The organism is Parapedobacter koreensis (genome assembly GCF_900109365.1).
Taxonomy (GTDB): Bacteria; Bacteroidota; Bacteroidia; order Sphingobacteriales; family Sphingobacteriaceae; genus Parapedobacter; species Parapedobacter koreensis.
The window spans coordinates 331,672-356,034 of record NZ_FNZR01000003.1; the positions used below are offsets into that span (position 1 = coordinate 331,672).

Annotated in this window: 23 protein-coding genes; 19 read left to right on the forward strand and 4 right to left on the reverse strand. The window is 47.9% G+C overall.

Annotated features, from left to right (window positions below; genetic code table 11):
* The first annotated feature begins 61 nt into the window (after nt 1–61).
* From BMW65_RS09205 to BMW65_RS23885, 12 genes are all read left to right on the forward strand, one after another.
* Nucleotides 62–1,150, forward strand: coding sequence for a COG1470 family protein (locus tag BMW65_RS09205; RefSeq protein ID WP_245747577.1), 1,089 nt, complete (start codon nt 62–64; stop codon nt 1,148–1,150).
* A 3-nt stretch (nt 1,151–1,153) separates the two neighbouring features.
* Nucleotides 1,154–2,137, forward strand: a complete 984-nt coding sequence (locus BMW65_RS09210; protein ID WP_090604800.1) for an ABC transporter ATP-binding protein — start codon at nt 1,154–1,156, stop codon at nt 2,135–2,137.
* 88 nt (nt 2,138–2,225) lie between these two features.
* Entirely contained in the window at nt 2,226–3,185 is a 960-nt protein-coding gene (locus BMW65_RS09215; protein ID WP_090605405.1) for an ABC transporter permease, read from the forward strand.
* Between the two features lie 81 nt (nt 3,186–3,266).
* A complete protein-coding gene (locus BMW65_RS09220) occupies nt 3,267–3,827 on the forward strand; it encodes a UbiX family flavin prenyltransferase (protein ID WP_218145390.1) in 561 nt (186 codons plus the stop codon).
* Nucleotides 3,828–3,975: 148 nt separating this feature from the next.
* Nucleotides 3,976–5,247, forward strand: a complete 1,272-nt coding sequence (locus BMW65_RS09225; RefSeq protein WP_090604803.1) for a dihydroorotase — start codon at nt 3,976–3,978, stop codon at nt 5,245–5,247.
* Nucleotides 5,247–5,915, forward strand: a complete 669-nt coding sequence (locus tag BMW65_RS09230) for a hypothetical protein (RefSeq protein WP_090604804.1) — start codon at nt 5,247–5,249, stop codon at nt 5,913–5,915. The genes BMW65_RS09225 and BMW65_RS09230 overlap by 1 nt, the downstream gene beginning before the upstream one ends.
* 17 nt (nt 5,916–5,932) lie before the next feature.
* A complete protein-coding gene (locus tag BMW65_RS09235) occupies nt 5,933–6,514 on the forward strand; it encodes a DUF4199 domain-containing protein (protein ID WP_090604805.1) in 582 nt (193 codons plus the stop codon).
* A 52-nt stretch (nt 6,515–6,566) separates the two neighbouring features.
* Entirely contained in the window at nt 6,567–7,517 is a 951-nt protein-coding gene (locus BMW65_RS09240; protein ID WP_090604807.1) for a glycosyltransferase family 2 protein, read from the forward strand.
* Nucleotides 7,518–7,548: 31 nt separating this feature from the next.
* Nucleotides 7,549–8,538, forward strand: a complete 990-nt coding sequence (locus BMW65_RS09245; RefSeq protein ID WP_090604808.1) for a glycosyltransferase family 2 protein — start codon at nt 7,549–7,551, stop codon at nt 8,536–8,538.
* An 89-nt stretch (nt 8,539–8,627) separates the two neighbouring features.
* Complete coding sequence (locus tag BMW65_RS09250; protein ID WP_090604810.1) at nt 8,628–8,900, forward strand: hypothetical protein; 273 nt, start codon at nt 8,628–8,630, stop codon at nt 8,898–8,900.
* On the forward strand, nt 8,897–9,661 hold the full coding sequence (locus BMW65_RS09255; RefSeq protein ID WP_090604811.1) for an MBL fold metallo-hydrolase: 765 nt from the start codon (nt 8,897–8,899) through the stop codon (nt 9,659–9,661). Before BMW65_RS09250 ends, BMW65_RS09255 begins: the two co-directional genes overlap by 4 nt.
* 81 nt (nt 9,662–9,742) lie before the next feature.
* The gene (locus BMW65_RS23885; RefSeq protein ID WP_139378774.1) at nt 9,743–9,895 is read left to right on the forward strand and encodes a lmo0937 family membrane protein; all 153 of its coding nucleotides are present in this window, start codon (nt 9,743–9,745) and stop codon (nt 9,893–9,895) included.
* On the opposite strand, the gene BMW65_RS09260 is transcribed toward BMW65_RS23885, so the two are convergent.
* Nucleotides 9,892–10,584 (reverse strand): 2-C-methyl-D-erythritol 4-phosphate cytidylyltransferase, encoded by a 693-nt coding sequence (locus BMW65_RS09260; RefSeq protein WP_090604813.1) that lies wholly within the window; start codon nt 10,582–10,584, stop codon nt 9,892–9,894. The genes BMW65_RS23885 and BMW65_RS09260 overlap by 4 nt on opposite strands.
* Nucleotides 10,585–10,598: 14 nt before the next feature.
* Nucleotides 10,599–11,648: a tRNA preQ1(34) S-adenosylmethionine ribosyltransferase-isomerase QueA gene (gene queA / locus BMW65_RS09265; protein WP_090604814.1), complete on the reverse strand. Its 1,050-nt coding sequence runs from the start codon at nt 11,646–11,648 to the stop codon at nt 10,599–10,601.
* A 172-nt stretch (nt 11,649–11,820) separates the two neighbouring features.
* Between queA and BMW65_RS09270 the strand changes: the two genes are divergently transcribed.
* Nucleotides 11,821–13,068 carry an ABC transporter permease gene (locus BMW65_RS09270; protein WP_090604816.1) on the forward strand — a complete coding sequence of 416 codons (1,248 nt, stop codon included), beginning with the start codon at nt 11,821–11,823 and terminating at the stop codon, nt 13,066–13,068.
* Between the two features lie 76 nt (nt 13,069–13,144).
* Here BMW65_RS09270 and BMW65_RS09275 read toward each other — a convergent pair whose 3' ends face one another.
* Entirely contained in the window at nt 13,145–14,350 is a 1,206-nt protein-coding gene (locus BMW65_RS09275; protein ID WP_177181066.1) for a pyridoxal phosphate-dependent aminotransferase, read from the reverse strand.
* 119 nt (nt 14,351–14,469) lie between these two features.
* Here BMW65_RS09275 and BMW65_RS09280 point away from each other — a divergent pair, with 119 nt between their 5' ends.
* From BMW65_RS09280 to BMW65_RS09290, 3 genes are all read left to right on the forward strand, one after another.
* Nucleotides 14,470–15,444, forward strand: coding sequence for a cation diffusion facilitator family transporter (locus BMW65_RS09280; RefSeq protein ID WP_090604817.1), 975 nt, complete (start codon nt 14,470–14,472; stop codon nt 15,442–15,444).
* A 137-nt stretch (nt 15,445–15,581) separates the two neighbouring features.
* Nucleotides 15,582–18,014, forward strand: a complete 2,433-nt coding sequence (locus BMW65_RS09285) for a penicillin-binding protein 1A (RefSeq protein WP_090604819.1) — start codon at nt 15,582–15,584, stop codon at nt 18,012–18,014.
* Between the two features lie 132 nt (nt 18,015–18,146).
* On the forward strand, nt 18,147–21,212 hold the full coding sequence (locus BMW65_RS09290) for a DPP IV N-terminal domain-containing protein (protein WP_090604820.1): 3,066 nt from the start codon (nt 18,147–18,149) through the stop codon (nt 21,210–21,212).
* A gap of 25 nt (nt 21,213–21,237) precedes the next feature.
* Here the strand turns inward: BMW65_RS09290 and BMW65_RS09295 are convergent, their stop codons facing one another.
* Nucleotides 21,238–21,573 (reverse strand): GIY-YIG nuclease family protein, encoded by a 336-nt coding sequence (locus BMW65_RS09295; RefSeq protein ID WP_090604822.1) that lies wholly within the window; start codon nt 21,571–21,573, stop codon nt 21,238–21,240.
* Nucleotides 21,574–21,683: 110 nt separating this feature from the next.
* On the opposite strand from BMW65_RS09295, the gene BMW65_RS09300 reads away from it, so the two are divergent.
* The 3 genes from BMW65_RS09300 to nusA all read left to right on the forward strand — a co-directional run bounded on the left by BMW65_RS09300 (nt 21,684) and on the right by nusA (nt 24,285).
* Nucleotides 21,684–22,457, forward strand: coding sequence for an XRE family transcriptional regulator (locus tag BMW65_RS09300; RefSeq protein ID WP_090604823.1), 774 nt, complete (start codon nt 21,684–21,686; stop codon nt 22,455–22,457).
* Nucleotides 22,458–22,550: 93 nt separating this feature from the next.
* The gene (rimP, locus tag BMW65_RS09305; protein ID WP_090604825.1) at nt 22,551–23,045 is read left to right on the forward strand and encodes a ribosome assembly cofactor RimP; all 495 of its coding nucleotides are present in this window, start codon (nt 22,551–22,553) and stop codon (nt 23,043–23,045) included.
* A 1-nt stretch (nt 23,046) separates the two neighbouring features.
* Complete coding sequence (nusA, locus tag BMW65_RS09310) at nt 23,047–24,285, forward strand: transcription termination factor NusA (protein ID WP_090604826.1); 1,239 nt, start codon at nt 23,047–23,049, stop codon at nt 24,283–24,285.
* The last annotated feature ends 78 nt before the right edge of the window (nt 24,286–24,363 follow it).

A 24,363-nucleotide genomic window follows, 5' to 3' on the forward strand; every position in this document is an offset into this window, starting at 1 on the left:
TCATACTTTACCTAAAATTATCCTTTCATTGCTGTGTTTTTGTGGGGTAGCTCCAATCCAAGTGATCAACACAGTTGTTGTAGCGCAAGGTGTTTCGCTGTATACGCCGTACACCAAAATTTCCGTTCCTCCGGGTGAATCCATTGATTATTCCGTTGATGTCATCAACAACACAGGCAGTATTAGAAACGCTGAAATTGCTGTTGTTGGTTTACCAACGGGGTGGTCTTACGACCTTAAATCGGGGGGATGGACGGTAGAACAGGTAGCCGTACTGCCCAAGGAAAAAAAGAATCTCTCGTTCAACGTGCATGTGCCTTATCAAGTAGACAAGGGCACGTATCGTTTTCAGGTAGTCGCCAAGGGAATGGGCCAGCTCCCCCTCACGGTTGTCGTTGCTGAGCAGGGTACCTTCAAATCCGAATTCAATACCGATCAGGCCAACATGGAGGGAGCCGCCAATTCGACCTTCACGTTCAATTCCACGCTCCGGAATCCATCCGCCGAGGAACAGGTTTATGGACTAAGGGCCCAGGTACCACAGGGATGGAATGTGCTTTTCCGGGCCAACGGCAAACAAGTATCTTCGGTAAATGTGGGGCCTAATCAAACCCAGAACGTTACGATTGAATTGGACCCGCCCGATCACCTCGGTGCGGGCAAGTACAAGATCCCCGTGGTGGCTTCTACGAGTGGCCTGTCATCCAACCTGGATTTAGAGGTGGTGATTACGGGCTCCTATAACCTGGAATTTACGACACCTTCTGGCAGGTTGAGTGCCGCCATCACGGCTGGTAGCAGCCGAAAGGTGGAGATGCTGGTGAAAAATACCGGTTCTGCTCCCCTGAAAAATGTGGAAATGAAAGCGTCTGCACCTGTCGACTGGACCGTACAGTTCGAGCCCAGCAAGATTGATGTCATTGCTCCGGGGCAGCACGCACAGGTTTTTGCTACCATCAACGCGAGCAGCAAAGCCATCGCTGGCGATTACATGGTGAATATGGAAGCCAAAACCGCGGAGAAATCGGTGGCGGCATCGTTCCGGATGGCTGTCCGGACGCCGTTGCTTTGGGGATGGCTGGGCATCTTGATTATCTTAGGCGCATTGGGTAGTGTGTATTATTTGTTCCGCAAATACGGGAGGAGGTGATCCGTGGGCGAATCCATTATTGAGCTGAAAGGCCTGACCAAGCGATACGGTGATTTCACGGCGGTAGACCATCTTGACCTTTCGATCACCAAAGGGGAGATCTTTGGCCTGCTGGGGCCAAATGGTGCCGGGAAATCGACGACTATCCTCATGATGCTCGGCCTTACCGAGCCTACGTCTGGTGGGGTAAGGGTGTGTGGCATCGATGCGACTACAAATCCCATTGAGGTGAAAAAACGGGTGGGGTATTTGCCTGACGATGTGGGATTCTATGACCAGCTAAGCGGGCGTGAGAATTTGTTGTACACTGCAAGGATCAACCGGCTGTCATGGCGGGACGCTGAGCAACGGGTGGACATGCTGCTCCGGCGTGTCGGATTGGGCGAGGCGTCTGATAAAAAAGCAGGCAGATATTCACGGGGCATGCGCCAACGCCTGGGATTGGCGGATGTGCTGGTGAAAAATCCAGCGGTCATTATCCTGGATGAGCCGACATTAGGTATTGATCCGATAGGCGTGCGGGAGTTCCTTGATTTGATCGTTTCCCTCAGCCGTGAAGAGCAGGTTACCGTACTGCTTTCTTCGCATCACCTGCACCAGGTACAGCAGGTATGTGATAGCGTAGGGATTTTTGTGGCTGGGAAGTTACTCGCCCAAGGAAATGTTGTCGAATTGTCCAAAGCGCTGTTTTCCGATAGAGAGCCCTATATTATCGAAGCTTGTATTGACAAGACCGGGATGGCAGACAATGATCCACGTATCGAACAGGCAAAATCCCGGTTGATCGAATTGGCGGATGTGACTTCCGTGCGGATTGATGAATGCCGGTTTTATATTGGGAGTACCCAGGATATGACTGCAACCGTTGCGCGGATGCTTGTCGACTCCGGACTTGGGCTGAAAAGCTTGAGCGTGAGGGAATACGGCCTGGATGATATTTATACCAAATATTTCGAAGGAGGGGAATCTTATGGAAAAACTGCATGATGTTGTTCGCCGTTTGAAAGCCCGACCTTGGGTGGCCACGTTTGCTGCTTCAATCCATCAGCACGCTGCGCGTTTAAGGGAGCGGCACATGAATAGGATTCCCCATCCGTTTTGGGTGATTGTCCAAAAAGAAGTATCGGATCACGTACGTAGCTGGCGTTTCAATGTATTGTTGTTTCTAATTTTGTTGACCTGTTTTGGTTCGCTTTATACGGCTATCACCACCTTGGTTGACGAAACAGCGAAAGCATCCGACGCTGATGACCCCTATTTTTTCCTGAAATTGTTTACCCTGTCTGATGGTTCATTGCCGCCATTCCATGTATTTGTCGGTTTTCTTGGCCCACTGCTTGGAATAGGTCTCGGCTTTGATGCCATTAACTCAGAACAAAATTCGGGGACACTGAGCCGCATCATGGCTCAACCCATCCACCGTGATTACGTAATCAATGCCAAATTTACAGCGGCATTCCTCGTCGTCAGTATCCTGTTTTTTGCCTTGGGCTTTCTGGTGATGGGGTTTGGCATGGTCATCGTCGGAATACCACCTACAGCGGAGGAATTTTTGAGAATTGTGTTCTTTTTGCTGCTGAGTGTGTTGTATGTGGCATTCTGGCTCAATTTGTCCGTGTTTTTGTCCATTCGGTTCAGGCAAGCGGCTACCTCGGCGCTTACGGCCATAGCGATTTGGTTGTTTTTTACGGTGTTTTATCAGCTAATCGTACATTTTGTCGCCAGGGCAATGATGCCTGCTGATGCGGCATCTCCGCAGCAACTTATCGGTTACCAGCAATTTATCCTCAATTTGATGCGTGTAGTGCCCAGCCAGCTATATACGGATGCTACGACAACGTTGCTGATGCCTTCCATACGAAGTTTAGGGCCGCTGACCATGGAGCAGACTTATGGGGCGATACCCAGTCCGCTGCCTTTGGGACAGAGCTTGTTGATTGTTTGGCCACAGCTCACCGGACTGATTGCCGGCACGGTAGTTTGCTTTGTGCTGTCTTATAGCGCATTTATGCGGAAAGAAATTCGGTCGCGGTGAGCCATCCTTCGTTCGATTTTCTTTAGCCCAAGGCCATGGCCTTGGGCTATTTTTTATAGCTTTGGCAATTATTTTAGAATGATGTCCAAAAAAATTATTGTCGCCGTCACAGGTGCCAGTGGCGCTATCTACGCGAAGGTATTGCTTGACAAGCTCCTGCTTCTCCAATCCCAACTGGAAGCTGTGGCCGTCGTGATGTCCGACAATGCGAAAGATGTATGGAAGTTTGAGCTGAAAAATGAAGACTATGCGAAATATCCATTTTCATTTTACCAGAAAAACGACTTTTATGCACCGTTTGCATCGGGGTCGGCCAAATTTGATACGATGATCATCTGCCCGTGCTCAATGGGCACATTGGCCCGTATTGCCGGGGGCACTTCATCCGATTTGACTACGCGGGCGGCGGACGTGATACTGAAGGAGCGGCGAAAACTGATATTGCTGCCTCGCGAAACGCCATTAAGCTTGATTCACTTGCGCAACATGGTTGCCGTGACCGAAGCGGGAGGTATCATCTGCCCGGCAAGTCCTTCTTTTTATAGCTTGCCGGCAAATTTCGAGGAATTGGCCGCCACTGTGGTGGATAGGGCATTGGGGTTGGCAGGGCTGGAAGCCGATGGGTACGAGTGGGGGAGCTGACCAGCCAAAACATGAATATTTCAAAATAAACGTTTGCCAATACGGTCAATTTTGTACTTTTGTTCTTTAATGAATGTGCACGTCGCCATAATTCCATTGAAAATCACCTTTCTAGTCCTATTAACGCCTTTTTCTTCTTTTTACATACATGGATAATTTACTTGTCAGATCAGCCAAAGTAGCCTTCCCCAGCACCCCTTTCCACGGTAAAGAGGTGGATATTTTGGTGGAAAACGGGATAATCACCAAGATAGCGCCTCATGTTGAGGTAGATGATGACCGGATAACTGTTGTCGATGCGAAGGGGCAATATGTGGCTCCTGGTTTTTTCGATATGAACGTCAATTTCGGCGAACCGGGATTGGAGACCAAAGAAGATATTTTGTCAGGATGTGCGGCGGCGGTGGCCGGTGGTTTCACGGGGGTTGCTGTGCATCCGAATACGCAGCCGCCCGTGCATAGCCGATCAGAGGTGGCATTGATTGTCAACAGGGCGAAGGCTTTGCCCGTGGAGGTATTCCCGATAGGAGCCATCAGTAAAAAGCGGCAGGGGGAAGAGCTGGCTGAATTGTACGATATGAAACTGGCCGGGGCTGTAGCCTTCGGTGATGGCAATAAGCCGGTACAGCAAGCGGGGCTAATGAGCAGGGCGCTGCTTTATGCCAAGGGATTTGACGGGGTCATCCTGTCGCATCCAGAAGACGCGTCGGTGGCTGCTGGAGCAAAGATGAACGAAGGCATTACCAGTACCTATCTCGGAATGAAAGGTAATCCGAATCTTGCCGAAGAACTGATGGTAGCCCGTGACCTGTATCTTGCTGAATATAATGAAGCGGCGATACACTTCACGACCATTAGCACCGCAGAAAGTGTTGATCTGATTCGTAGGGCAAAGGCAAAAGGTATCCGGGTAACCTGTGATGTGGCTGCCCACCATTTGGTGATGACGGATGATTTGGTTGTTGGTTTTGACAGCAACTACAAAGTGAATCCGCCATTGCGGACAGATGCCGATGTGATGGCATTGCGGCAAGGGCTTGAAGACGGCACCATTGATGCCATCGTATCGCAGCACACACCGCATGAAATCGAATTTAAACAGGTAGAATTTCAAGTGGCCGCGGATGGGATTATTGGTTTGCAAACGGTGTTGCCGCTCGCGTTGGGGGCAGGGTTGGCAGTAGATTTAATTGTCGATAAATTGGCTATCGGTCCGCGTCGTGTATTGGGGTTGCCTATTCCCGAATTTCAAGAGCAGGTGGAAGCAAATTTCATCTTGTTCGATGCCGAAAAGCGTTGGCAGTTTGATCGGCATACCAACCGTTCCAAGTCAAACAACAGTCCATTGCTGGGAAAAGAATTAAAAGGGCAAGTAACAATGGTCGTCAATAAGCGTCAAATCATAAACACACCAAACTAATGGACCACCACGTACACAAAGCCCTTGAGGCCAGCTTGCAATCGTACAGCGAAATAGCGGGAGTCGGTGCTGATGAACTGCTGGCCCGGCTTATTGAAGTATTCGAATTGGACGCTCCCTACCTGGAAAAAGTCACCCGGCTGGATGAAGCATTTGACGACAGCCCCCAGTTTGAGGAATTGCGGGAAATTGTGTTTGATTTGTTATTGATGAATTTCTTTGCTGCCGATATAGAAAAGCTGGAAGGCGACTACCTGGAATCGAAAGAATGGGAAGCCATCGAAGATCAAACGATTGATCGGGGTACCGAAGCACTGAATGTGCTGCTTTACTTGCGGGAATGCATGGATGAAGAGATCGAACCCCAATTGGAGGACTACCTCAAAGAGTTTTTGTTGGTAGACGAAGATGAATTTCAAGATGAGCATCGAATCTATGAGCCTGTAATTGCCAACCAACTGTTGGTGGATAGCTCTTATGAAGAAATCGCTAAAGCTGCTTCGACAATTTCCGATGATCAGGAGCTATCCGAATTGTTTTATCCGATCATGGGATTCTTTTATGAATTGCGTCCCACGGCCCAGGATTGGGCGGACTACATCGGATCAAGCACAAATCCCGCATTTGACAAGGCAGTATATACATTATTGGTAGCCTACAGTCGTTAACTCAAAAATACACAACCATGACAACAAATCTAAACGCAGTTGAAAAGACCAACGCAAAAAAAATCGCGGCAACCAATGCGCTGATATGGGCAGCAATCAACATCATTATCTTCCTGCTGGTATATTACGCTTCGCCAACGACATTAGCTAATCCCGCTTTCGGCTTTATTTCCATCGCGATAGGGATTGGACTGGCCGTTTATTTTACGCTGGATCTTCGAAAAAAGGTCGGCGGTTATTGGTCTTTCCGGGAAGCGCTGGGCAATATATTCGTAATGTTCTTTATACAGGTGGTGGTTTATACGTTGTTTACGACCGCATTTGCCAAATGGATAGAACCGGATTATGCCAATATGATGAGGGAAGCGTCATTGAATGCGACTACACGGGTGGCTGAGGCATTCAGCTCCGATCAAGAGGTCATTGATAAAATGATTGCTGATGCCGAGAAAAATATCGAAAAGCAAGTGAATCCCAGTTTTGTGGATCTGGTTCAAGGCCTGGCCATTGCTGCCATCATATACTTTATCGGTGCCCTGATTTTTGCGGCCATTTTCAAGCGGAATCCCCCGCTATTTGCTCCCGCTGAAGAAGAGTAATCGATATGTCATGCGATTTAGTTAAGTTTGCAACTGTCGCATGACTATAAATATGGATATTTCTGTTGTTATTCCTTTATATAATGAAGCCGAATCGTTGCCGGAATTGACGGCATGGATCCAACGTGTGATGGATGACTACCGGTTTAGCTATGAAATCATTTTAATAGATGACGGCAGTACCGATGGTTCGTGGGGAGTCATTGAAGAACTAAAAAGCCTGAATGCGAAAATCACGGGCGTGAAATTTAGGCGCAACTACGGCAAATCGGCTGCGCTCAATGTGGGGTTTGCCGCAGCACAGGGCGATGTGGTGATTACCATGGATGCCGATTTGCAGGACAGCCCGGACGAAATTCCTGAATTATACAGGCGCGTTGTCCGGGAAGATTTCGATTTGGTATCGGGGTGGAAGAAACAGCGCCATGATCCGCCAAGTAAAACCATTCCCACCAAGCTTTTTAACTCGGTGACCCGTGGGATGTCAGGTATCCATAACCTCCACGATTTCAATTGTGGGTTGAAGGCTTACAAGAAAGACGTGGTAAAAAACATCGAAGTCTATGGAGAAATGCACCGCTATATTCCCGTAATCGCCAAATGGGCGGGCTTTAGGCGCATCGATGAGCAGGTGGTGCAGCATTATCCGCGAAAATACGGAGTGACCAAGTTTGGCCCCGGCCGGTTTATTAAGGGCTTCTTGGATTTATTGTCGATATTTTTCGTCGGCAAATTCGGAAAGCGGCCCATGCATTTCTTCGGGACCATGGGGGTATTGAGTTTCGTTGCCGGCTTCATCATCGCGGTATGGCTTATTGCCGAAAAACTTATTAGCATTGCCAATCAAAGCCCCTATCGGAATGTAACCGATCAACCGCTGTTTTTTCTGGCTTTGATAGCCATCATCATCGGTACGCAGTTGTTCCTGACGGGTTTTATTGCTGAATTGGTTTCCCGCAACAGTGCCGATCGCAACAACTACCAGATTGAGAAAGTCATTTGAATTACACGGTTAGATTGGCCCTCCCTGCGTTATGTTTTTTTCCATTATCATCCCACTTTATAACAGGCCCCAGGAGATCGATGAGTTGCTGGAGAGCCTCACGCACCAGCGCTATGCCAAGTTTGAGGTATTGGTGATTGAAGATGGTTCTTCACGCGATGCACGCGCTATTGTGGAAGGTTATCGCGATAGGCTGGATGTGCATTACTATTTCAAACCCAATGAAGGGCAGGGATTCACCCGTAATTTCGGATTTGCGCACGCCAAGGGGGACTATTTTGTGATTTTCGACTCGGACTGCCTCATTCCACCGGACTACCTCGCTAATGTGGTTGAATTTTTACGGAAGACACCGCTGGATGCGTATGGCGGCCCAGATGCGGCGCACGAATCGTTTACGCCCATCCAGAAGGCCATCAGCTATTCCATGACATCCCCGTTTACCACGGGGGGAATACGGGGGAACAAGAAACACTTGGGAACATTTCACCCGCGTAGTTTCAACATGGGAGTATCAAGGAAAGTCTGGGAGCAGGTAGGGGGGTTCAAGCTCACGCGATTGGGAGAAGATATCGAATACAGTATCCGTATCCAGGCTTCGGGTTTCAAAACCGGACTGATTCCCGAAGCCGTGGTGTACCATAAGCGGCGGACGGATTTCAGGCAGTTCTACAAGCAGTTGCATTTTTTCGGCAGGGCTCGTATCAACATTTACAAACATTTTCCCCATGAATTAAAACTGGTGCACTTTTTTCCCGCCGCATTCGTGTGTTTTCTGCTGGTTTTGGTGGGGCTCAATGTGTGGGGTATGATGGCGAGCACTGGCGGCGGATTGCTGACCGTTGTGGGCAACAGCCTGTTGGGTGTCTATACGTTGCTTCTTTTTTTCCATTCATGGATAAAAACGCGGGATCTGCGGGTAGCCCTGCTCGGCGTAGTGGCGTCGTTTGTCCAACTGGTTGCTTACGGATTGGGTTTCATACAGGATTTTTACAAGCGGGTGATACGCATACGAGGCTAACGCACGGGCTTCCGCCCATTGTGGATAAAACACCTTTGCGATTTCATCGGATGAATCGTATTTTGGCAGGCCGATAAAAATAATTGCCATTGCTGCCGAATACACAACATAGCCTGGATAAGTTGGAAGTTCTGTTGAAAGAACTTGGGTACAAGGTGCGGTACGAAAAGGGGAATTTTAAAACAGGGGCTTGTGTGCTGCAAAGCAGTAGGGTAGTGGTGGTCAACAAGTTTTCTAATTTGGAGATGAAAATCAATGCGCTGATGAGCATATTGCGCGATATGCCGACGGAGAGTGGAGCACTCGATGAGAAACAGAAGCAGTTTTTACGAAGTATCAAACAAACTAAACTAACGATTTGACCATACGATTTTTAGGAACAGGGACATCCCAAGGCATTCCGGTGATTGCATGTGATTGCGCGGTATGCACATCCTTAAATGCCAAAGATAAGCGGTTGCGGTCATCTGTGCTGATACAGGTGGACGACAAAAACATCATTATCGACACGGGCCCCGATTTCCGGTATCAGATGCTCCGTGAGCATGTCACCCACCTGGATGCCATCCTATTCACCCATTCGCATAAAGACCATGTTGCCGGGTTGGATGATGTACGGGCCTTTAATCGGCAGCAGGGTGGGGCCATCGATATTTACGGCACATTGGATGTGCATGAAGCGTTGAAACGTGAGTTTTACTACGCATTCACGGCAAAGAAATACCCTGGCGTGCCGCAGTTGAAGCTGCACGAAATTACTTCGTCCCCCTTTTCGCTATTTGGGATGGAGATTATCCCCATTGAGGTCATGCATTACATGATGCCCGTCCTGGGATTTCGTATGGGTGATTTTACATACATCACAGATGCAAAAACCGTGAACGATACCGAAGCCCAGAAGATCAGGGGGACCAAGGTGTTGGTGCTCAATGCGCTGCAACGGGATGCCCATATCTCACATTTCACCTTGGATGAGGCAATAGCTTTTGCCCGGCACATCGGGGCTGAACAGACCTATTTTACACACATCAGCCACAACCTGGGCTTGCATGACGATGTACAGGCGGAATTGCCCGAAGGGATTTCACTGGCTTATGACGGCTTGGTGTTGGCGGGGATCTGAAACTGAAGGTCTTCACAAACATTTTTAGCGTGCCCGTGTTGTACTGTATAAATAATCGTTAATCATTAACCTTATACAGTTATGGGAAATTTGCTTTATATCATTGCCGTGATTCTAGTTATCGTTTGGGCGATAAGTTTTTTTGGAGGGTACTACACCGGAGGGATTATCCATGTATTGTTGGTGATCGCTATTATTGCGATTCTGTTGCGTGTTATCCGAAGCGCTGCTTAGTCCATCGTCCTTAAGAGTATCTCGGCAATAGCTAAATCTTCAGGGAAAGTGATTTTGATATTACGGGTATCGCCATCGATTAAAGAGATGGGATACCCTTTTTTTTCTACCACGGAGGAATCATCGGTATACATCCCCTGTTCGGGCGCTTCATAGGCCTCGGATAGGATAGTGCCGCTGAATGTTTGGGGAGTTTGCATCAGGTAGACGGTTTCCCGACGGTGGGCGTTGTTTTTCAAGCCGTTGTTGCTCACAATCCGGACGGAGTTGGTACTCCGCACGGCCAGTGCCGCTGCGCCGGTACGGGATGCTTGCTCGTAAGTCGAATCAATTAAGCCCGGCGTGATCAATGGCCGTGCGGCATCATGGATGGCAATGAGGCTCTGTGACAAATCAACATCCCCGGCTTTTAGGGCTTCGAGGCCTTTTTTTACGCTGCCGAAGCGGCTTTCTCCACCTGTTACAACGCTGTGCGGGATGTCAAATCGGTGCGTTTGGCAAAGCGCCGACCAGGTTTCACGCATGCCTGCATGCAGGACGACGATGATCTGGGGGGCGCTTTGGCTTTTATGGAAAGCCTGGATGGCATGCATCATGACCGGCATGCCATTCAATAACAAAAATTGTTTTGGCGTATGCACGTCCATACGACTTCCCGTCCCCCCAGCTACGATAATCACGTAGTTCATTTCAAATACAGATCTTAGATGATCAGCATCGCATCGCCATAGCTGTAAAATCGGTATTTCTCTTTAACGGCTACTTCGTAAGCGTTCATCACATGCTCGTATCCGCCAAATGCGGCAATCATGACCAACAGTGTCGATTCCGGTGTATGGAAATTCGTAACCATGCTGTTGGCGATGCTGAAATCATAAGGTGGATAGATAAACTTGCTGGTCCACTCACTGGCGGGTTTAAGGTGCTTATCGGCAGACACCGAAGATTCGATGGCCCGCATGGATGTAGTGCCTACGGCACATACCCGTTTCTTGGCGTCTATGGCTTTGTTGACGACTTTGGCGGCTTCTTCGGGGACAATGAATTGCTCGGAATCCATCTTATGTTTGGTGAGATCTTCCACTTCTACCTGCCTGAAGGTGCCCAGGCCAACGTGGAGCGTGACTTCTGCAAACTCGACACCTTTCAGTTCAAGGCGCTTCATGAGTTCGCGGCTGAAGTGCAAGCCTGCGGTAGGCGCAGCTACTGCGCCCTCATGCTTGGCAAATATCGTTTGGTACCTGAATTTATCCTCCGGAGTAGCCCTGCGCTTAATGTATTTGGGAAGTGGGGTTTCGCCGAGTATTTCGATATTGCGGCGGAATTCCTCATCCGTACCGTCAAACAGAAACCGGATGGTGCGCCCGCGTGACGTGGTATTATCTACCACCTCGGCAACCAATAAATCGTCATCGCCAAAGTAAAGCTTGTTGCCCACACGGATTTTCCGGGCGGGATCTACCAATACGTCCCACAACCGGAGCTCTTTGTTGAGCTCGCGCAACAGGAACACCTCGATGGTAGCACCGGTTTTTTCCTTGTTGCCGTACATACGGGCGGGGAAGACTTTCGTATTGTTAAGGATCATCACATCCTTATCATCGAAATAATTTAAGATATCCTTAAAAATTTTATGTTCGATTTTACCGGTTTTACGGTCGAGCACCATCAATCGGGATTCATCACGGTTTTCGGTTGGCTCATATGCGATAAGGGATTCGGGTAAATTGAACTTGAATTGTGATAGCTTCATTGTTGATGCGAAATTTTAGATAGCGGCACAAAATATATGCCCAACATATAAATTAGCGTGCAAAGTTAAGAAATTATTTATTACACTTTGCGAAGGATTGCGATATTAATATCCGAAAAAATTAGTTTATCTTAGCTGTAACTTAATGGGCGATTCATCGTCATAATGCGGTATGATATTATTCCTGAAGTTAATCGGAGAGAGTTTTGGCTTTGCTTTTTCGGCGTTGCGCGAAAACCGTACGCGCACGTTGTTGTCGTTGCTTGGCGTCACTATCGGTATCTTGATTATCATTGGGGTGTTTTCGGCGGTGGACACGTTGCGTGCAAACCTGGAAAGTAGTGTTGAAAAATTGGGCAGCAAGACCATCTATGTCATGAAATGGCCCTGGGATGGAGGCCCCGACTTTCCGTGGTGGAAATATGTCAATCGGCCGGAACCGGATATTCGCGATTACGAAGCGCTCAAGGCGCGGATGACTACCGCCGAGGCGGTTTCCTTTTCCATCGATATTGGTGGGCGGACAGCCCAATACCTCAACAACAACGTTTCAGGAATAACCGTCACCGCGACTTCGCATGAAATGTACGATATCCGGGAGCTGGAGATTGCAGACGGCCGTTATTTTACCGAATCGGAGTCGAACCGGGGAACCAATGTCGCGGTTATCGGTGCTACCATAGCCGAAGGGTTATTCCCAAGTGCCGACCCGATTGGCCAGTCAATTCAGGTGCTTGGCCGAAAAATCACCGTGATTGGGATATTCAAGCGAGAGGGTGAGGGCATGATTTTCGATGTGTCCATGGACAATGTGATCATGGTTCCGTTGAATTTTGCACGCAATGTGGTCAACATCCGGCGGTATAGCCCTGCTATTATGGTGAGTGCAATACCAAGTGTTTCGTTGGAAGAAACCGAAAGCGAGCTGCGGGGGGTAATGCGATCGATCCATCGGCTGGGGCCGCAACAAGAAGACGATTTTTCGCTCAATAAAACCACCATCATCACGGCCCAATTGGATGCCATGTTCCAGGTGATTAATACCGCTGGTGGCTTTATAGGCATATTTTCCATCTTAGTGGGTGGTTTCGGCATCGCCAATATTATGTTTGTATCCGTCAAGGAACGTACGCACATCATTGGTATCCAAAAGTCACTGGGTGCCAAAAATTATTTCATCTTATCGCAGTTTCTTATCGAGGCCATTGCATTGTGTATCATTGGGGGGCTTATGGGCCTCGCAGTTGTTTATCTGCTGACCATTTTAGTCCGATTTGCCTTCGATTTGACCATCGTTGTCAATATGGGGATGGTCATGCTCACCATTACGTTGTCCACCTTGATCGGGTTGATTGCTGGCATTGTGCCCGCAGCCATGGCGGCTCGTTTGGATCCGGTAGAGGCGATACGCAGCAAATAAAGAAATAAGCCGGAAACTGGGTCTTCGAATACCTGAAACCCAATTCCCGGCTTATGAAGTATCTTCGATCAGCCTATCAGGCCAGTTTTGCCAAAGCTTCTTTTATTCTACGCAATGCTTCACGGAGGTTCTCGTCGGAAGCAGCGTATGACAATCGGATGTAATTGTTGTTGCCAAACGAATCGCCACCAACGGTAGCTACGTGGCCTTCGTTTAAAAGATAAAGCGCAAGGTCGGCCGAATCCTTGATTACATTGCCTTGCGGATCCATTTTGCCAAAGAACGAGCTGATATCCGGGAAGAAATAGAAAGCACCTTGCGGTAAGTTCGTTTTTACGCCCGGTATATCTTTCAGTAGGTTGTAGACCAATTCCCTGCGCCGTGCAAAAGCCGCTTTCATTTCCAGTACCGTTTCCAGGCCTTGATCCAGTGCGGCAATGCCTGCTCGCTGTGCGATGGAGCAAGTACCCGATGTGGTTTGTCCCTGCAATTTGTCATTGGCAAGGGCGATTTCTTTCGTTGCAGCGAGGTAACCAAGCCGCCAGCCCGTCATCGCAAAGGCCTTGGAAAAGCCGTTGATGAGGATGACGCGATCTTTGATGCTGTCAAATTGGGCAATGGATTCGTGCTGGCCGATGAAATTGATGTGCTCATAAATTTCATCCGAGATGATGTAGATATTGGGGTATTTCTCAAACACACGCACCAGCCCTTCCAGTTCGGCTTTGGTGTATACGCTGCCGGTAGGGTTGCAGGGTGAAGAGAACATGAACAGCTTGCTCTTAGGCGTAATGACGGCCTCCAGCTCTTCCGGGGTGATTTTGAAATCGCTGTCGATAGTGGTGTTGATGAATACGGATTTGCCCTCTGCGAGGGTCACCATCTCGGAATAAGACACCCAATAGGGTGTTGGGATGATGACTTCGTCACCCGGGTTGATCAACGTGAGGATGGCGTTGGAAAGCGACTGTTTGGCTCCCGTGGAGACCACGATTTGGGAGGCATCATAATCCAGCCCATTTTCGTTTTTCAGCTTATCCACGATGGCTTTACGCAATTCAGGGTAGCCCGGTACCGGCGAATAACGTGTGTAGTTGTCGTCAAGTGCCTGCTTAGCCGCTTGCTTTACGTGCTCAGGCGTATTGAAATCAGGTTCGCCTACACTGAGGCTAATCACGTTGACCCCTTTTGCTGCTAGCTCGCGGCCCAATTTAGTCATTTTCAGCGTAGCGGATTCAGACAGGCTGTTGATCCGATCTGAAAGAATAGATGGTGTACTCATGGTGGGCAAACTTAGGTAAAATTGCGGATTCCGCAAACAAATTTATCGACGTCAAAGTTACCCACAATGGGATTAATCCGATTTAGTTATCTTTGCCAATTATCTTAAGCACATCGGTTTTGAATAAACAGAAAAACATCATTCTTTTTGCATTGGCTGCTGGTGTTGTACTGATGTTGGTTAAGTTTGCGGCATACCTGCTCACCAATTCAAATGCGATCCTGACAGATGCCATGGAGAGTATCGTCAACGTGGTAGCTTCGGGCTTTGCCTTTTACAGCATCCATTTATCGGCGCGCCCCAAAGACCAAAACCATCCCTATGGCCATGGGAAAGTTGAGTTTTTCTCTGTTTTTTTGGAAGGTGGGCTGATTTTTATCGCTGGCGTATTGATTTTGGGCAAAGCGATATACAACATCTTCCTGCCCGAACCCTTGGGCAACCTATTGGGTGGTATTGGGCTTATTGCACTGACGGGCATTGTCAATTTTGTGTTGGGCACGTATATGGTCAATCAAAGCAAGCGGCTGAACTCATTGACGCTGCAAGCCGATGGCAAGCATTTGCAGACAGACGCGTACAGTACAGCAGGGTTGCTGGTGGGACTTTCTCTCCTGTATTTTACCGGATTGGCGTGGATCGATGTGGTGTTATCCATCGGGCTTGGTCTGTACATTTTATTCAGTGGATATAAGCTGCTCCGTAAATCGATAGCTGGCCTGATGGATGAGTCGGATATGCAGCTGGTAGGGGAGGTGGCTGCGATTTTACAGCAATATCGAAAGGATGACTGGATAGACGTGCACAACCTGCGGGTACAGCGCTACGGGCATGAACTTCATATTGATGGCCATGTAACGTTGCCTTACTATTACGACTTAAACAAAGTACATGATGAAGTATCTGCCATCGATGCACTCATTAATAGCCGCCTGCATGCCAATACCGAATTGTTTATCCATGCAGATCCCTGCATGCCAGCTTGTTGCCACTATTGCAGGATAAAAGATTGCCCTGTCCGGAATGAATCGCGGAGTGTAGATATCATATGGGACAAACAACTCATCAGTAAAAATGAAAAACATTTTCATTAACCGGTAATGGCCACCAAAAATATTAAACAATTAAAATTTTGAAAAATAGGGTTTTATATGGCTACCCATGCGCAGGATGTAGCACAAAGCAGTAGTCAACCGTATGCAATATCAAAACATTTCATCATCTTTACCCGATGTTTAAGGAAATACGAAACCGTTACATACGCTATGCTGTGATAGTCATCTATGTGATTATTTTAATCGTGTGTATGGTTGAAGTAAATTTCCTTTGGTTGTTTGGTTACTCGCCTACGGCTAAAGATATCAGCAAGCCTATCCAGCAGGTTGCTTCGGAGGTGTATACGGCGGATAATGTGCTTATTGGCCGCTACTACAGGGAAGATCGCTCGCCCGTGCCTTATGATAGCATTTCACTGGATGTGGTCAATGCGCTGATCGCCACGGAAGATAACCGTTTTTTTAAACACCATGGCGTGGATTTTTTTGCTATTTTATCGAGCATTATATCTACCGCGCAGGGCGACAGGAGGGGGGGGAGTACCATCACCCAGCAGTTGGCAAAAAACTTGTATCGTACCCGTTACAACCAAGCTGTTGGGCTATTGGACAAGGTGCCGGGTATTCGGATGCTCGTTATCAAGTTTAAGGAATGGCTCACCGCGTATAAACTGGAGGGTGCCTATGACAAAAAGGACATCATTGCGATGTACCTCAATACCGTATCATTCAGTAATAATGCTTATGGCATAAAAACAGTCGCCAAACGGTATTTTAACAAGGAGACCCAGGAATTGAATGCCCCGGAGGCAGCGGTGCTCATCGGGATGTTGAAGGGTACCACCCTCTATAATCCGATACGCAACCCCGAGCGTTCACTGGAGAGACGCAACGTGGTTTTGGGTCAAATGCAGAAGGAAGGGTTCCTATCCGTGGAGGAATATGAACAATCAAGGGCCGCCGAGCTTGGACTGCAACTGGGGGAAATCGATGAATTGGGAAGTGGTGATTCCTACCTGCGTACGGCAGTGGAACGATGGCTGGCTTCATGGTGCGAGGAAAACGGGTATGACATCTACGTGGATGGCCTGAAGATATACACGACAATAGATTCGCGGGTACAGCAACATGCGGAAGAGGCTATGGCCGAACAAATGAGGCCCTTGCAACGACGTCTGGAAAATGCCTGGCAGGGAGAAGTTCCCTGGCGGGATTCGGAAGGCCAGGTCATCGAAGGTTTTTTGGAAAACTTAGCAGCACGGACAACGTACTATCAGCAACTGGACAAAAAATACCAGGGCAATAAAGACAGTATCCTTTATTACCTGAATTTGCCCAAGGCTATGGAAATATTTACTTGGGATGGCCTTAAACAGGTGCAGTACTCCAGCATGGATTCGCTGGCACACTATGCAATGATGCTTAATGCCGGGCTAATGACGATGGATCCATATAACGGTGAAATCAAAGCGTGGATCGGAGGTATCAACCACCAGTATTACAAATACGATCACGTATTTCAGGCAAAGCGGCAAGCAGGCTCCACCTTCAAACCATTCGCGTACCTTGCTGCCTTGGAAGCGGGCATGTCGCCCTGCGATAAGTACGTGGATAAATTTGTACGGATCACCTACACGGAAAATGACGAGGAAAAAACCTGGGAACCCAAAAATGCTGATTGGGTGTTCAGTGGCCGGGAGATGTCCCTGCGCTGGGCCATGGGAAGATCCGTCAATTCTATCACCGCCCAAATTACGGAACAAATCGGGTGGGATAAGGTGGTAGACGCCGCTCACCGCTGTGGCATTACAAGTCCCCTGGCCAGCGTGCCTTCGGTAAGCTTGGGATCCAACGATGTGAGTGTGTTTGAGATGGTCAATGCCTATGCAACCTTTATGAACCGTGGGAAAAAAGTGGAACCTATCTTGGTTTCGAAAATCGTCGATTTCAACGGCAATGTGGTCGCTACATTCAAAACCAAGGCTACCCAAGCCATCAGTGAAGAAGTGGCGTGGCTAATGGGATATATGCTCAGGGGCAGCATGGAAGAACCCGAAGGCACTTCACAGGCACTTTGGGAATGGGATCTATGGAAAGATAAAAACCAGATCGGCGGAAAAACAGGTACGTCCTCGGATTATGTGGATGGCTGGTATATGGGCGTTACGAAGGATTTGGTCACCGGCGTATGGGTAGGATGCGACGAGCGGAGTATTCATTTTAAAAACTCGCAGACCGGGGAAGGGTCACGGACAGCCCTCCCGGTGTTTGGAAGGTTTATGGAAAAAATCTACCATGACGATTCGCTGGCTTACGAATACGGCCCGTTTCCTGAGCCCGGTGTGGAGATAAGTCGGAAGTATGACTGCCCGAGTCCACGTGTCCCCCGTCCGGACAGTACACTGCTGGATACCATTGTGCCGTTTAGGTTGCCCGATTCTCCTTCGCTGGAAATTCCGGTGGATATCGAAGAACTGAAAAAACAGCTGGAAATTCCGAAGCAGGTGCCGCAAGGCGATAAAGAAAGCAATACACATGAAGGACAGCCGCTGCATCAAGAGCCGCAGCCGAATAACAAGATCCGTATCCGGTATCCCTTAAAAAAATAATATCATTGGTAATAATTAAACTTTTTCACCGATATTCGTTCTAATTTAGACACTGTGATTATACACCCATTTTCCATGACGTACCTTAATCGATTTGTCAAACGTATAGTGTTAAATAGCTGCTGTGTGTTGATGCTTGGCGTAATTGCTATAAACGCACAGGCCCAGTATTTCGGCCAGAATAAAATGCGGTATAAATCGCTCAAGTTTCAGGTGTATGAAACCCCCCATTTCAACCTTCACTATTATTTGCCAAATGATACGTTAGTCACATGGCTGGCTAAAGAAAGTGAAGTATGGTATGAATTGCACCAACAGGTGTTCAGGGATACTTTTTTGCGCAAAAACCCGATTATTCTGTACAGCAATCACCCGGAGTTCCAGCAGACGACGACTGTCCAGGGGGAAATCGGGGTGGGTACCGGCGGTGTTACGGAAGCGTTCAAGACACGGGTGGTGCTGCCCGTGATGCAGATTAACCACCAAACACGACATGTGCTGGGGCACGAATTGGTGCATGCGTTTCAATACCGGATATTAATGGAGGGGGGGGATTCTACCCGCCTGGAAAATATTGGTAATATCCCGCTATGGATGGTGGAAGGGATGGCGGAGTATTTTTCCATCGGAAAGAAAGATGCATTTACAGCCATGTGGATGCGCGATGCCTACCTGAACAACGATATTCCGTCCTTGCGGGCCATGACCGAAAACATGAACCGTTATTTTCCCTATCGCTTTGGGCAAGCGTTTTGGGCATATATCGGTTCCACCTATGGGGATACGGTGATCATGCCCCTGTTCAAGGCAACGGCGATGTATGGGTATGAGATGGGTATCAGGCGGGTTTTTGGTTACGACGCCCAAACGTTGTCCAACCTCTGGAAAAATAGCATGGAAAATGCCTACCGCAGCCTGCCGGTGGATACGGGAAAAGCACCGGTGGGACGTTCCATCGTGAACAGCAAAAATTCAGGGCGTTTGAATGTATCGCCAGCTATTTCGCCCGATGGTAAATACGTGGCTTTTATGTCAGAACGGGATCTGTTCAGCATCGATTTGTTTTTGGCAGACGCCCAAACGGGCGAAGTGATTAGGAAGCTTTCCAGTAGGCTCACTAACACCGATATCGATGAATTCAGCTACCTGGAATCCGCAGGGGCCTTTTCGCCGGATAGCAAGCGATTTGCCTTCAGTGTGTTTAGCAGGGGCCGAAGCAAACTGATGGTGGTGGACGTAGCCAACGGCAAGACACTTGCCCTGGAAGCGATGGGGGATATTACCGAATTTGCAAACATTGCTTGGGCACCAGATGGCGAAACCGTGGCGTTTTCCGGACTGAAGAACGGCTACAGTGATATTTATTTATATAACCTGAACACAAAAAAGCTAACGCAGCTTACAGACGATTGGTATTCGGATTTTCAGCCGAGCTTTTCGCATGACGGCAAGCGCATCGTATTCAGCACTGATCGCTTGGCGCTTCAATCCGAATCACGGAGCGTAGATATACCCATGAACATTGCCATGCTCGATGTGGAAACTGGGGAAATTACAAACGTGAATGTGTTCCAGGGTGCCAATAACTTAAATCCTCAGTTTGCTGCGGATGATAGTCAGGTTTATTTCCTTTCCAATAGTGACGGTTTCCGAAACATGTACCGGTATACCTTGGCTGGCGGTAAAGTGGAGCGGATGACGGAATATTTCACGGGTATCAGCGGCATTACGGAATATTCGCCAGCCTTGAGTCTATCGGCGAATGGAGACGTGGTATATTCGTATTACCGGCGCAATGAGTACAGCGTATACAACGCCAGGGTAGACGAATTTGAACCCAAAGAAGTTGATCCGTACCTGGTTAATTTCGATGCGGCAATGTTGCCACCACCGGAGAATCTTGGTGTGGATGTGGTGAATGCCAACTTGAGCAACTTCAACCTCTTCCAACGGATTGGTGATAACCAGATTGCGTCGGTGTCCTATAAGCCCAACTTCAAATTGGATTACTTGGCCAATAGCGGGATGGGTTTGGCCGTGGGTAGCCGGTATGGTGCCGGTATAGCCAGTGGCATACAAGGGATGTTTTCGGATATTCTAGGCCACAATCAGATTTTTGCCGCATTATCCGTCAACGGCGAAATCTATGATTTCGGCGGCCAGGTCGCCTATATTAACCAGCGGAGCCGGATAAATTGGGGGGGCGCTATCTCCCATATTCCATACATGTCCGGATTATCCCTGTATGATGAGCGGGATGTTGGTAATGGGCCGGAGCCCATATTGGATACGTATATCATACGGACCTTCCAGCAGCAGGCCGAAGCTTTTGGCGCTTATCCTTTTTCGCGGCATCACCGCTTTGAGCTGGGGGGTGCCTTCGCAAGGTACAGCTATCGGGTTGATAGATGGTGGCAGAGTTATTTGTATGGCTACGGTGGCCGCGATCGGATAGCGAATGACCAAATCGATGAAACACCATTGGGGTATTATTACGGCAATTTCAACGCATTTACCATTCAACAGATCAGTACATCATTTGTTGGTGACAATGCGGTGTTTGGAATTGCAGCTCCGCTGCAAGGATTCCGCTATCGGGTAGGTATGGAGCAATATTTTGGTGATTATAACTTTACGGCCTATACCTTTGACTTGCGCAAATATAATCGGTACCAGCCAGTGACCATCGCAGCCCGTGCGTACACCTATTTACGTGCCGGTCAGCATGAAAATGCGCTATACCCGTTGTTTTTGGGATATCCATACCTCATAAGGGGGTATGAAAGCTCGTCTTTCCGGAATAGCACAGGTAGTTTCAATTTCAATAGCCTGATGGGTACGCGCATTGCTGTGTTCAATTTCGAAGTACGCTTGCCCTTCACCGGGCCGGAGAAATTAGCGGTGCTTCGATCCAATGTGCTGTTTTCAGACCTGAACTTCTTTTTTGACGCCGGGTTGGCTTGGGACAGCAACTCTAAGGTCGCATTTCGGAGCACCCCGAGATACATAGAAACCATCCAAAACCCCAATGGTCAGTCGATCGATGTTTACGAGCGCATTCCGGCGCTAAGTGCGGGTGTATCGTTACGGGTTAATCTATTTGGAGCGATGGTGCTTGAGCCTTATTATGCTTTTCCATTCCAGCGCACGGATGTGAATTTTGGCACATTCGGATTGAACTTTGCGCCCGGGTGGTAGCTGTTTGGCCAGCAACAGCTACCGCCTAACTTAGCATACGGCCTGAATACGGCCCGGAAAGCGGCGTGAAGATGGCCAAGGGCCTCACGAGGCCAAGATCCACCCAGTTGGGATTGTATTTTCGTATGAGCCTTTCTTTCTGCATACGTGTATAAGTACTTATTTCGTTAAACCGGCAAAGGGCAGCTTCTTCGGAGGCAAGCGCTTCGTGGTAAACCAAACGGGAAACTTTTGAACAGGCATCGAAAAATAACCCCGGGGTCTCTTTGTAAGTTTTAATCGCCTTATTGAGGTCGTGTGTCATGCCGACGTGCAGGCAAGTACGGTTGCAATCTGTCAGGATATAGATGTAATTGTTCATATGTTGAAAATTATTATGTTATTTTTTTGTGGCTCTAAAAAATTCTTACTAACTTTATTGGCACAATTATACTAATTTATTTAGTTTGTACAAATTTATTTTTACTTTTTATGTCGAACATTGCTAACAATCTTAAATACCTTCGTAAAAAAAAGGGGCTTACGCAACAACAATTTGCCGATGAAATGGGGATAAAGCGTGCATCTGTCGGTGCGTATGAAGAGAATCGCGCGGAGCCTAAGTATGAATTGCTAAAGAAAATCGCTGACTTCTATGAGTTAACCATGGATGAACTTGCGAATGATACGGTCAATGATAAATGGCGGCCCACACCTCGGGGCAACGCAGCCAATGTGCGAATATTGAGTATAACGGTGGATGGCGACGATAAAGAAAACATTGAATTGGTGCCTGTGAAGGCGAGTGCTGGATACCTCAATGGTTATGCTGATCCGGAGTATATTGCCGAATTGCCAAAATTCAGTTTGCCGATGTTCAGGCAAGGCACTTACAGGGCCTTTGAGATAAAAGGGGATTCCATGCTGCCATTGCAACCGGGGAGCATTGTGATAGCCGAATACATAGAAAATTGGAATGAGGTGAAGCCCGGGCAGACTTACGTGGTGATTTCCCGCAATGATGGGGTGGTCTACAAGCGCATCGCATTCAAGTACAAGGAAGACAAGGGACTGAAACTGGTTTCCGATAACAAGACCTATGAGCCGTATTGGGTGTCTGCCGGGGATATTTTGGAACTATGGAAGGCCAAGGCGTATATCAGTACCCAACTGCCTGAACCCAGCCCGGAACCTACCATGGAGACACTTACTGCCATGATGGCCCAGATGCAGAAGACCATCAGCACGGTGGTGGATAAACGATAAACTACTGTCGCATGCAGATTTTTAATTGTCAAAGATTTTACTTATCTTTGCATCATCTTGAAAAAGAGGGGACAGAAATCGTCCCCTTTTTTCATGGTTAATAGTTTTATTCGGCTCGTGGAATTTGCAATAGAAAATAAGGTGCGCACATTAGTGGAAGAAAAGATTGCCGATAGGGAGGATCTTTTTTTAGTAGGGGTCAAAATGCATCCCAATGGCAAGCTGGAAGTGCTGGTGGATGGCGACAATGGGATTAGTATCCAAGATTGTGCGGCAATTAGCCGCCATGTTGGTTTTCACTTGGAAGAAGAAGATGCGATATCCCATGCTTATCGGCTAGAGGTGTCCTCGCCTGGTATCGATACGCCGTTTGCGTTGGATAGGCAATACCGCAAAAATGTGGGAAGAATGATACAACTGAAGCTACAGGACGGGGCAGAGAAAGAAGGTAAACTCCTGGAGGTCGCTGATGGGTATATTATCATTATGGAAAAAATAAAAGAAAAAGGGAAGAAAGCTGTCGAACACCAAAGCAATGTGCCCTTTGGAAGTATAAAAACAGCGAAGGTGTTAATTTCATTTAAGTAAAATGAGCAATAGTATCAATTTGATTGACTCTTTTCAGGAATTTAAAGAGTTCAAAAACATCGACCGCCCTACGGTCATCAGCGTATTGGAAGAAGTTTTCCGGAGCATGATTCGTAGGAAATACGGTACAGATGAGAATTGTGATGTCATCGTTAATCCGGACAACGGCGACTTGGAAATTTGGCGTACACGGGTGGTTGTGGAAGATGGTTTTTCCGAGGATGACGATTTGGAAATCGAATTGGCCGATGCCCATAAATATGACCCTGATCTGGAAGTGGGTGATGATTATATCGAAGAAATCACCTTGGAAAGCTTTGGGCGCAGGGCTATTTTGGCCGCTCGGCAGACCCTGGTTTCCAAAATCCTGGAACTGGAGAAAGACGAAGTGTTCAAAAAATATAAGGATCGGGAAGGTGAATTGATTACCGGTGAGGTCTACCAGATATGGAAAAAAGAAACGTTGGTGTTGGACGACGACGGAAACGAGTTGATTTTGCCAAAGACGGAACAGATTCCAGCGGATTATTTCAAGAAGGGCGATACCATCCGGGCGGTGGTACACAAGGTGGAGATGGCCAATGCCAATCCAAGGATTATCATATCCCGTACTGCTCCTGAATTTTTGCAACGCTTGTTCGAATTGGAAGTCCCCGAAATATTTGATGGGTTAATTACTATCCGGAAAATCGTACGGGAACCCGGTGAGCGCGCTAAAGTAGCCGTTGAATCGTATGACGATCGCATCGATCCGGTAGGAGCATGTGTGGGCATGAAAGGATCCCGCATTCATGGTATTGTACGCGAACTGCGGAATGAAAACATCGACGTCATCAATTATACAAACAATACGCAACTGTATATCCAGCGGGCATTGAGTCCGGCACGCATTGGTTCAATAAAGTTGGATGATGAGCATAAAACCGCGGCGGTATACCTCAAATCCGACCAGGTGTCGTTGGCAATAGGCCGCGGGGGCCACAACATCAAGCTTGCGGGCAAGCTTACAGGGTATGAAATCGATGTGTACCGGGAAGCCGAAGAAGTTGAGGAAGATGTGGATATTGAAGAATTTGCAGATGAAATCGATGGTTGGATCATCGACGAATTAAAACGTGTAGGTTTGGATACCGCTAAATCTGTATTGGCTCTTTCTGTGGATGACTTGGTGCGACGCACTGATTTAGAAGAAAATACCATACACGAAATTATCCAAGTGTTGCAGGCTGAATTTGAATAACCGGATCACGGGCCTGGTGCCTGTGGTCGCGCTTTTTTAATTCTTTGCCGATATACGCTTAAAAAAATATATTTTTGT

What these genes read in the sequence shown, in the direction of transcription:
- BMW65_RS09300 (WP_090604823.1), top strand. Translation starts at nt 21,684, where the DNA reads ATGTCGAACATTGCTAACAATCTTAAATACCTTCGTAAAAAAAAGGGG.
- BMW65_RS09235 (WP_090604805.1), top strand. Translation starts at nt 5,933, where the DNA reads ATGACAACAAATCTAAACGCAGTTGAAAAGACCAACGCAAAAAAAATC.
- BMW65_RS09290 (WP_090604820.1), top strand. Translation starts at nt 18,147, where the DNA reads ATGCTTGGCGTAATTGCTATAAACGCACAGGCCCAGTATTTCGGCCAG.
- BMW65_RS09220 (WP_218145390.1), top strand. Translation starts at nt 3,267, where the DNA reads ATGTCCAAAAAAATTATTGTCGCCGTCACAGGTGCCAGTGGCGCTATC.
- queA (WP_090604814.1), bottom strand. Translation starts at nt 11,648, where the DNA reads ATGAAGCTATCACAATTCAAGTTCAATTTACCCGAATCCCTTATCGCA.
- BMW65_RS09240 (WP_090604807.1), top strand. Translation starts at nt 6,567, where the DNA reads ATGGATATTTCTGTTGTTATTCCTTTATATAATGAAGCCGAATCGTTG.
- BMW65_RS09245 (WP_090604808.1), top strand. Translation starts at nt 7,549, where the DNA reads ATGTTTTTTTCCATTATCATCCCACTTTATAACAGGCCCCAGGAGATC.
- BMW65_RS09275 (WP_177181066.1), bottom strand. Translation starts at nt 14,350, where the DNA reads ATGAGTACACCATCTATTCTTTCAGATCGGATCAACAGCCTGTCTGAA.
- BMW65_RS23885 (WP_139378774.1), top strand. Translation starts at nt 9,743, where the DNA reads ATGGGAAATTTGCTTTATATCATTGCCGTGATTCTAGTTATCGTTTGG.
- BMW65_RS09270 (WP_090604816.1), top strand. Translation starts at nt 11,821, where the DNA reads ATGATATTATTCCTGAAGTTAATCGGAGAGAGTTTTGGCTTTGCTTTT.
- BMW65_RS09230 (WP_090604804.1), top strand. Translation starts at nt 5,247, where the DNA reads ATGGACCACCACGTACACAAAGCCCTTGAGGCCAGCTTGCAATCGTAC.
- BMW65_RS09215 (WP_090605405.1), top strand. Translation starts at nt 2,226, where the DNA reads ATGAATAGGATTCCCCATCCGTTTTGGGTGATTGTCCAAAAAGAAGTA.
- BMW65_RS09260 (WP_090604813.1), bottom strand. Translation starts at nt 10,584, where the DNA reads ATGAACTACGTGATTATCGTAGCTGGGGGGACGGGAAGTCGTATGGAC.
- nusA (WP_090604826.1), top strand. Translation starts at nt 23,047, where the DNA reads ATGAGCAATAGTATCAATTTGATTGACTCTTTTCAGGAATTTAAAGAG.
- rimP (WP_090604825.1), top strand. Translation starts at nt 22,551, where the DNA reads ATGGTTAATAGTTTTATTCGGCTCGTGGAATTTGCAATAGAAAATAAG.
- BMW65_RS09295 (WP_090604822.1), bottom strand. Translation starts at nt 21,573, where the DNA reads ATGAACAATTACATCTATATCCTGACAGATTGCAACCGTACTTGCCTG.
- BMW65_RS09285 (WP_090604819.1), top strand. Translation starts at nt 15,582, where the DNA reads ATGTTTAAGGAAATACGAAACCGTTACATACGCTATGCTGTGATAGTC.
- BMW65_RS09225 (WP_090604803.1), top strand. Translation starts at nt 3,976, where the DNA reads ATGGATAATTTACTTGTCAGATCAGCCAAAGTAGCCTTCCCCAGCACC.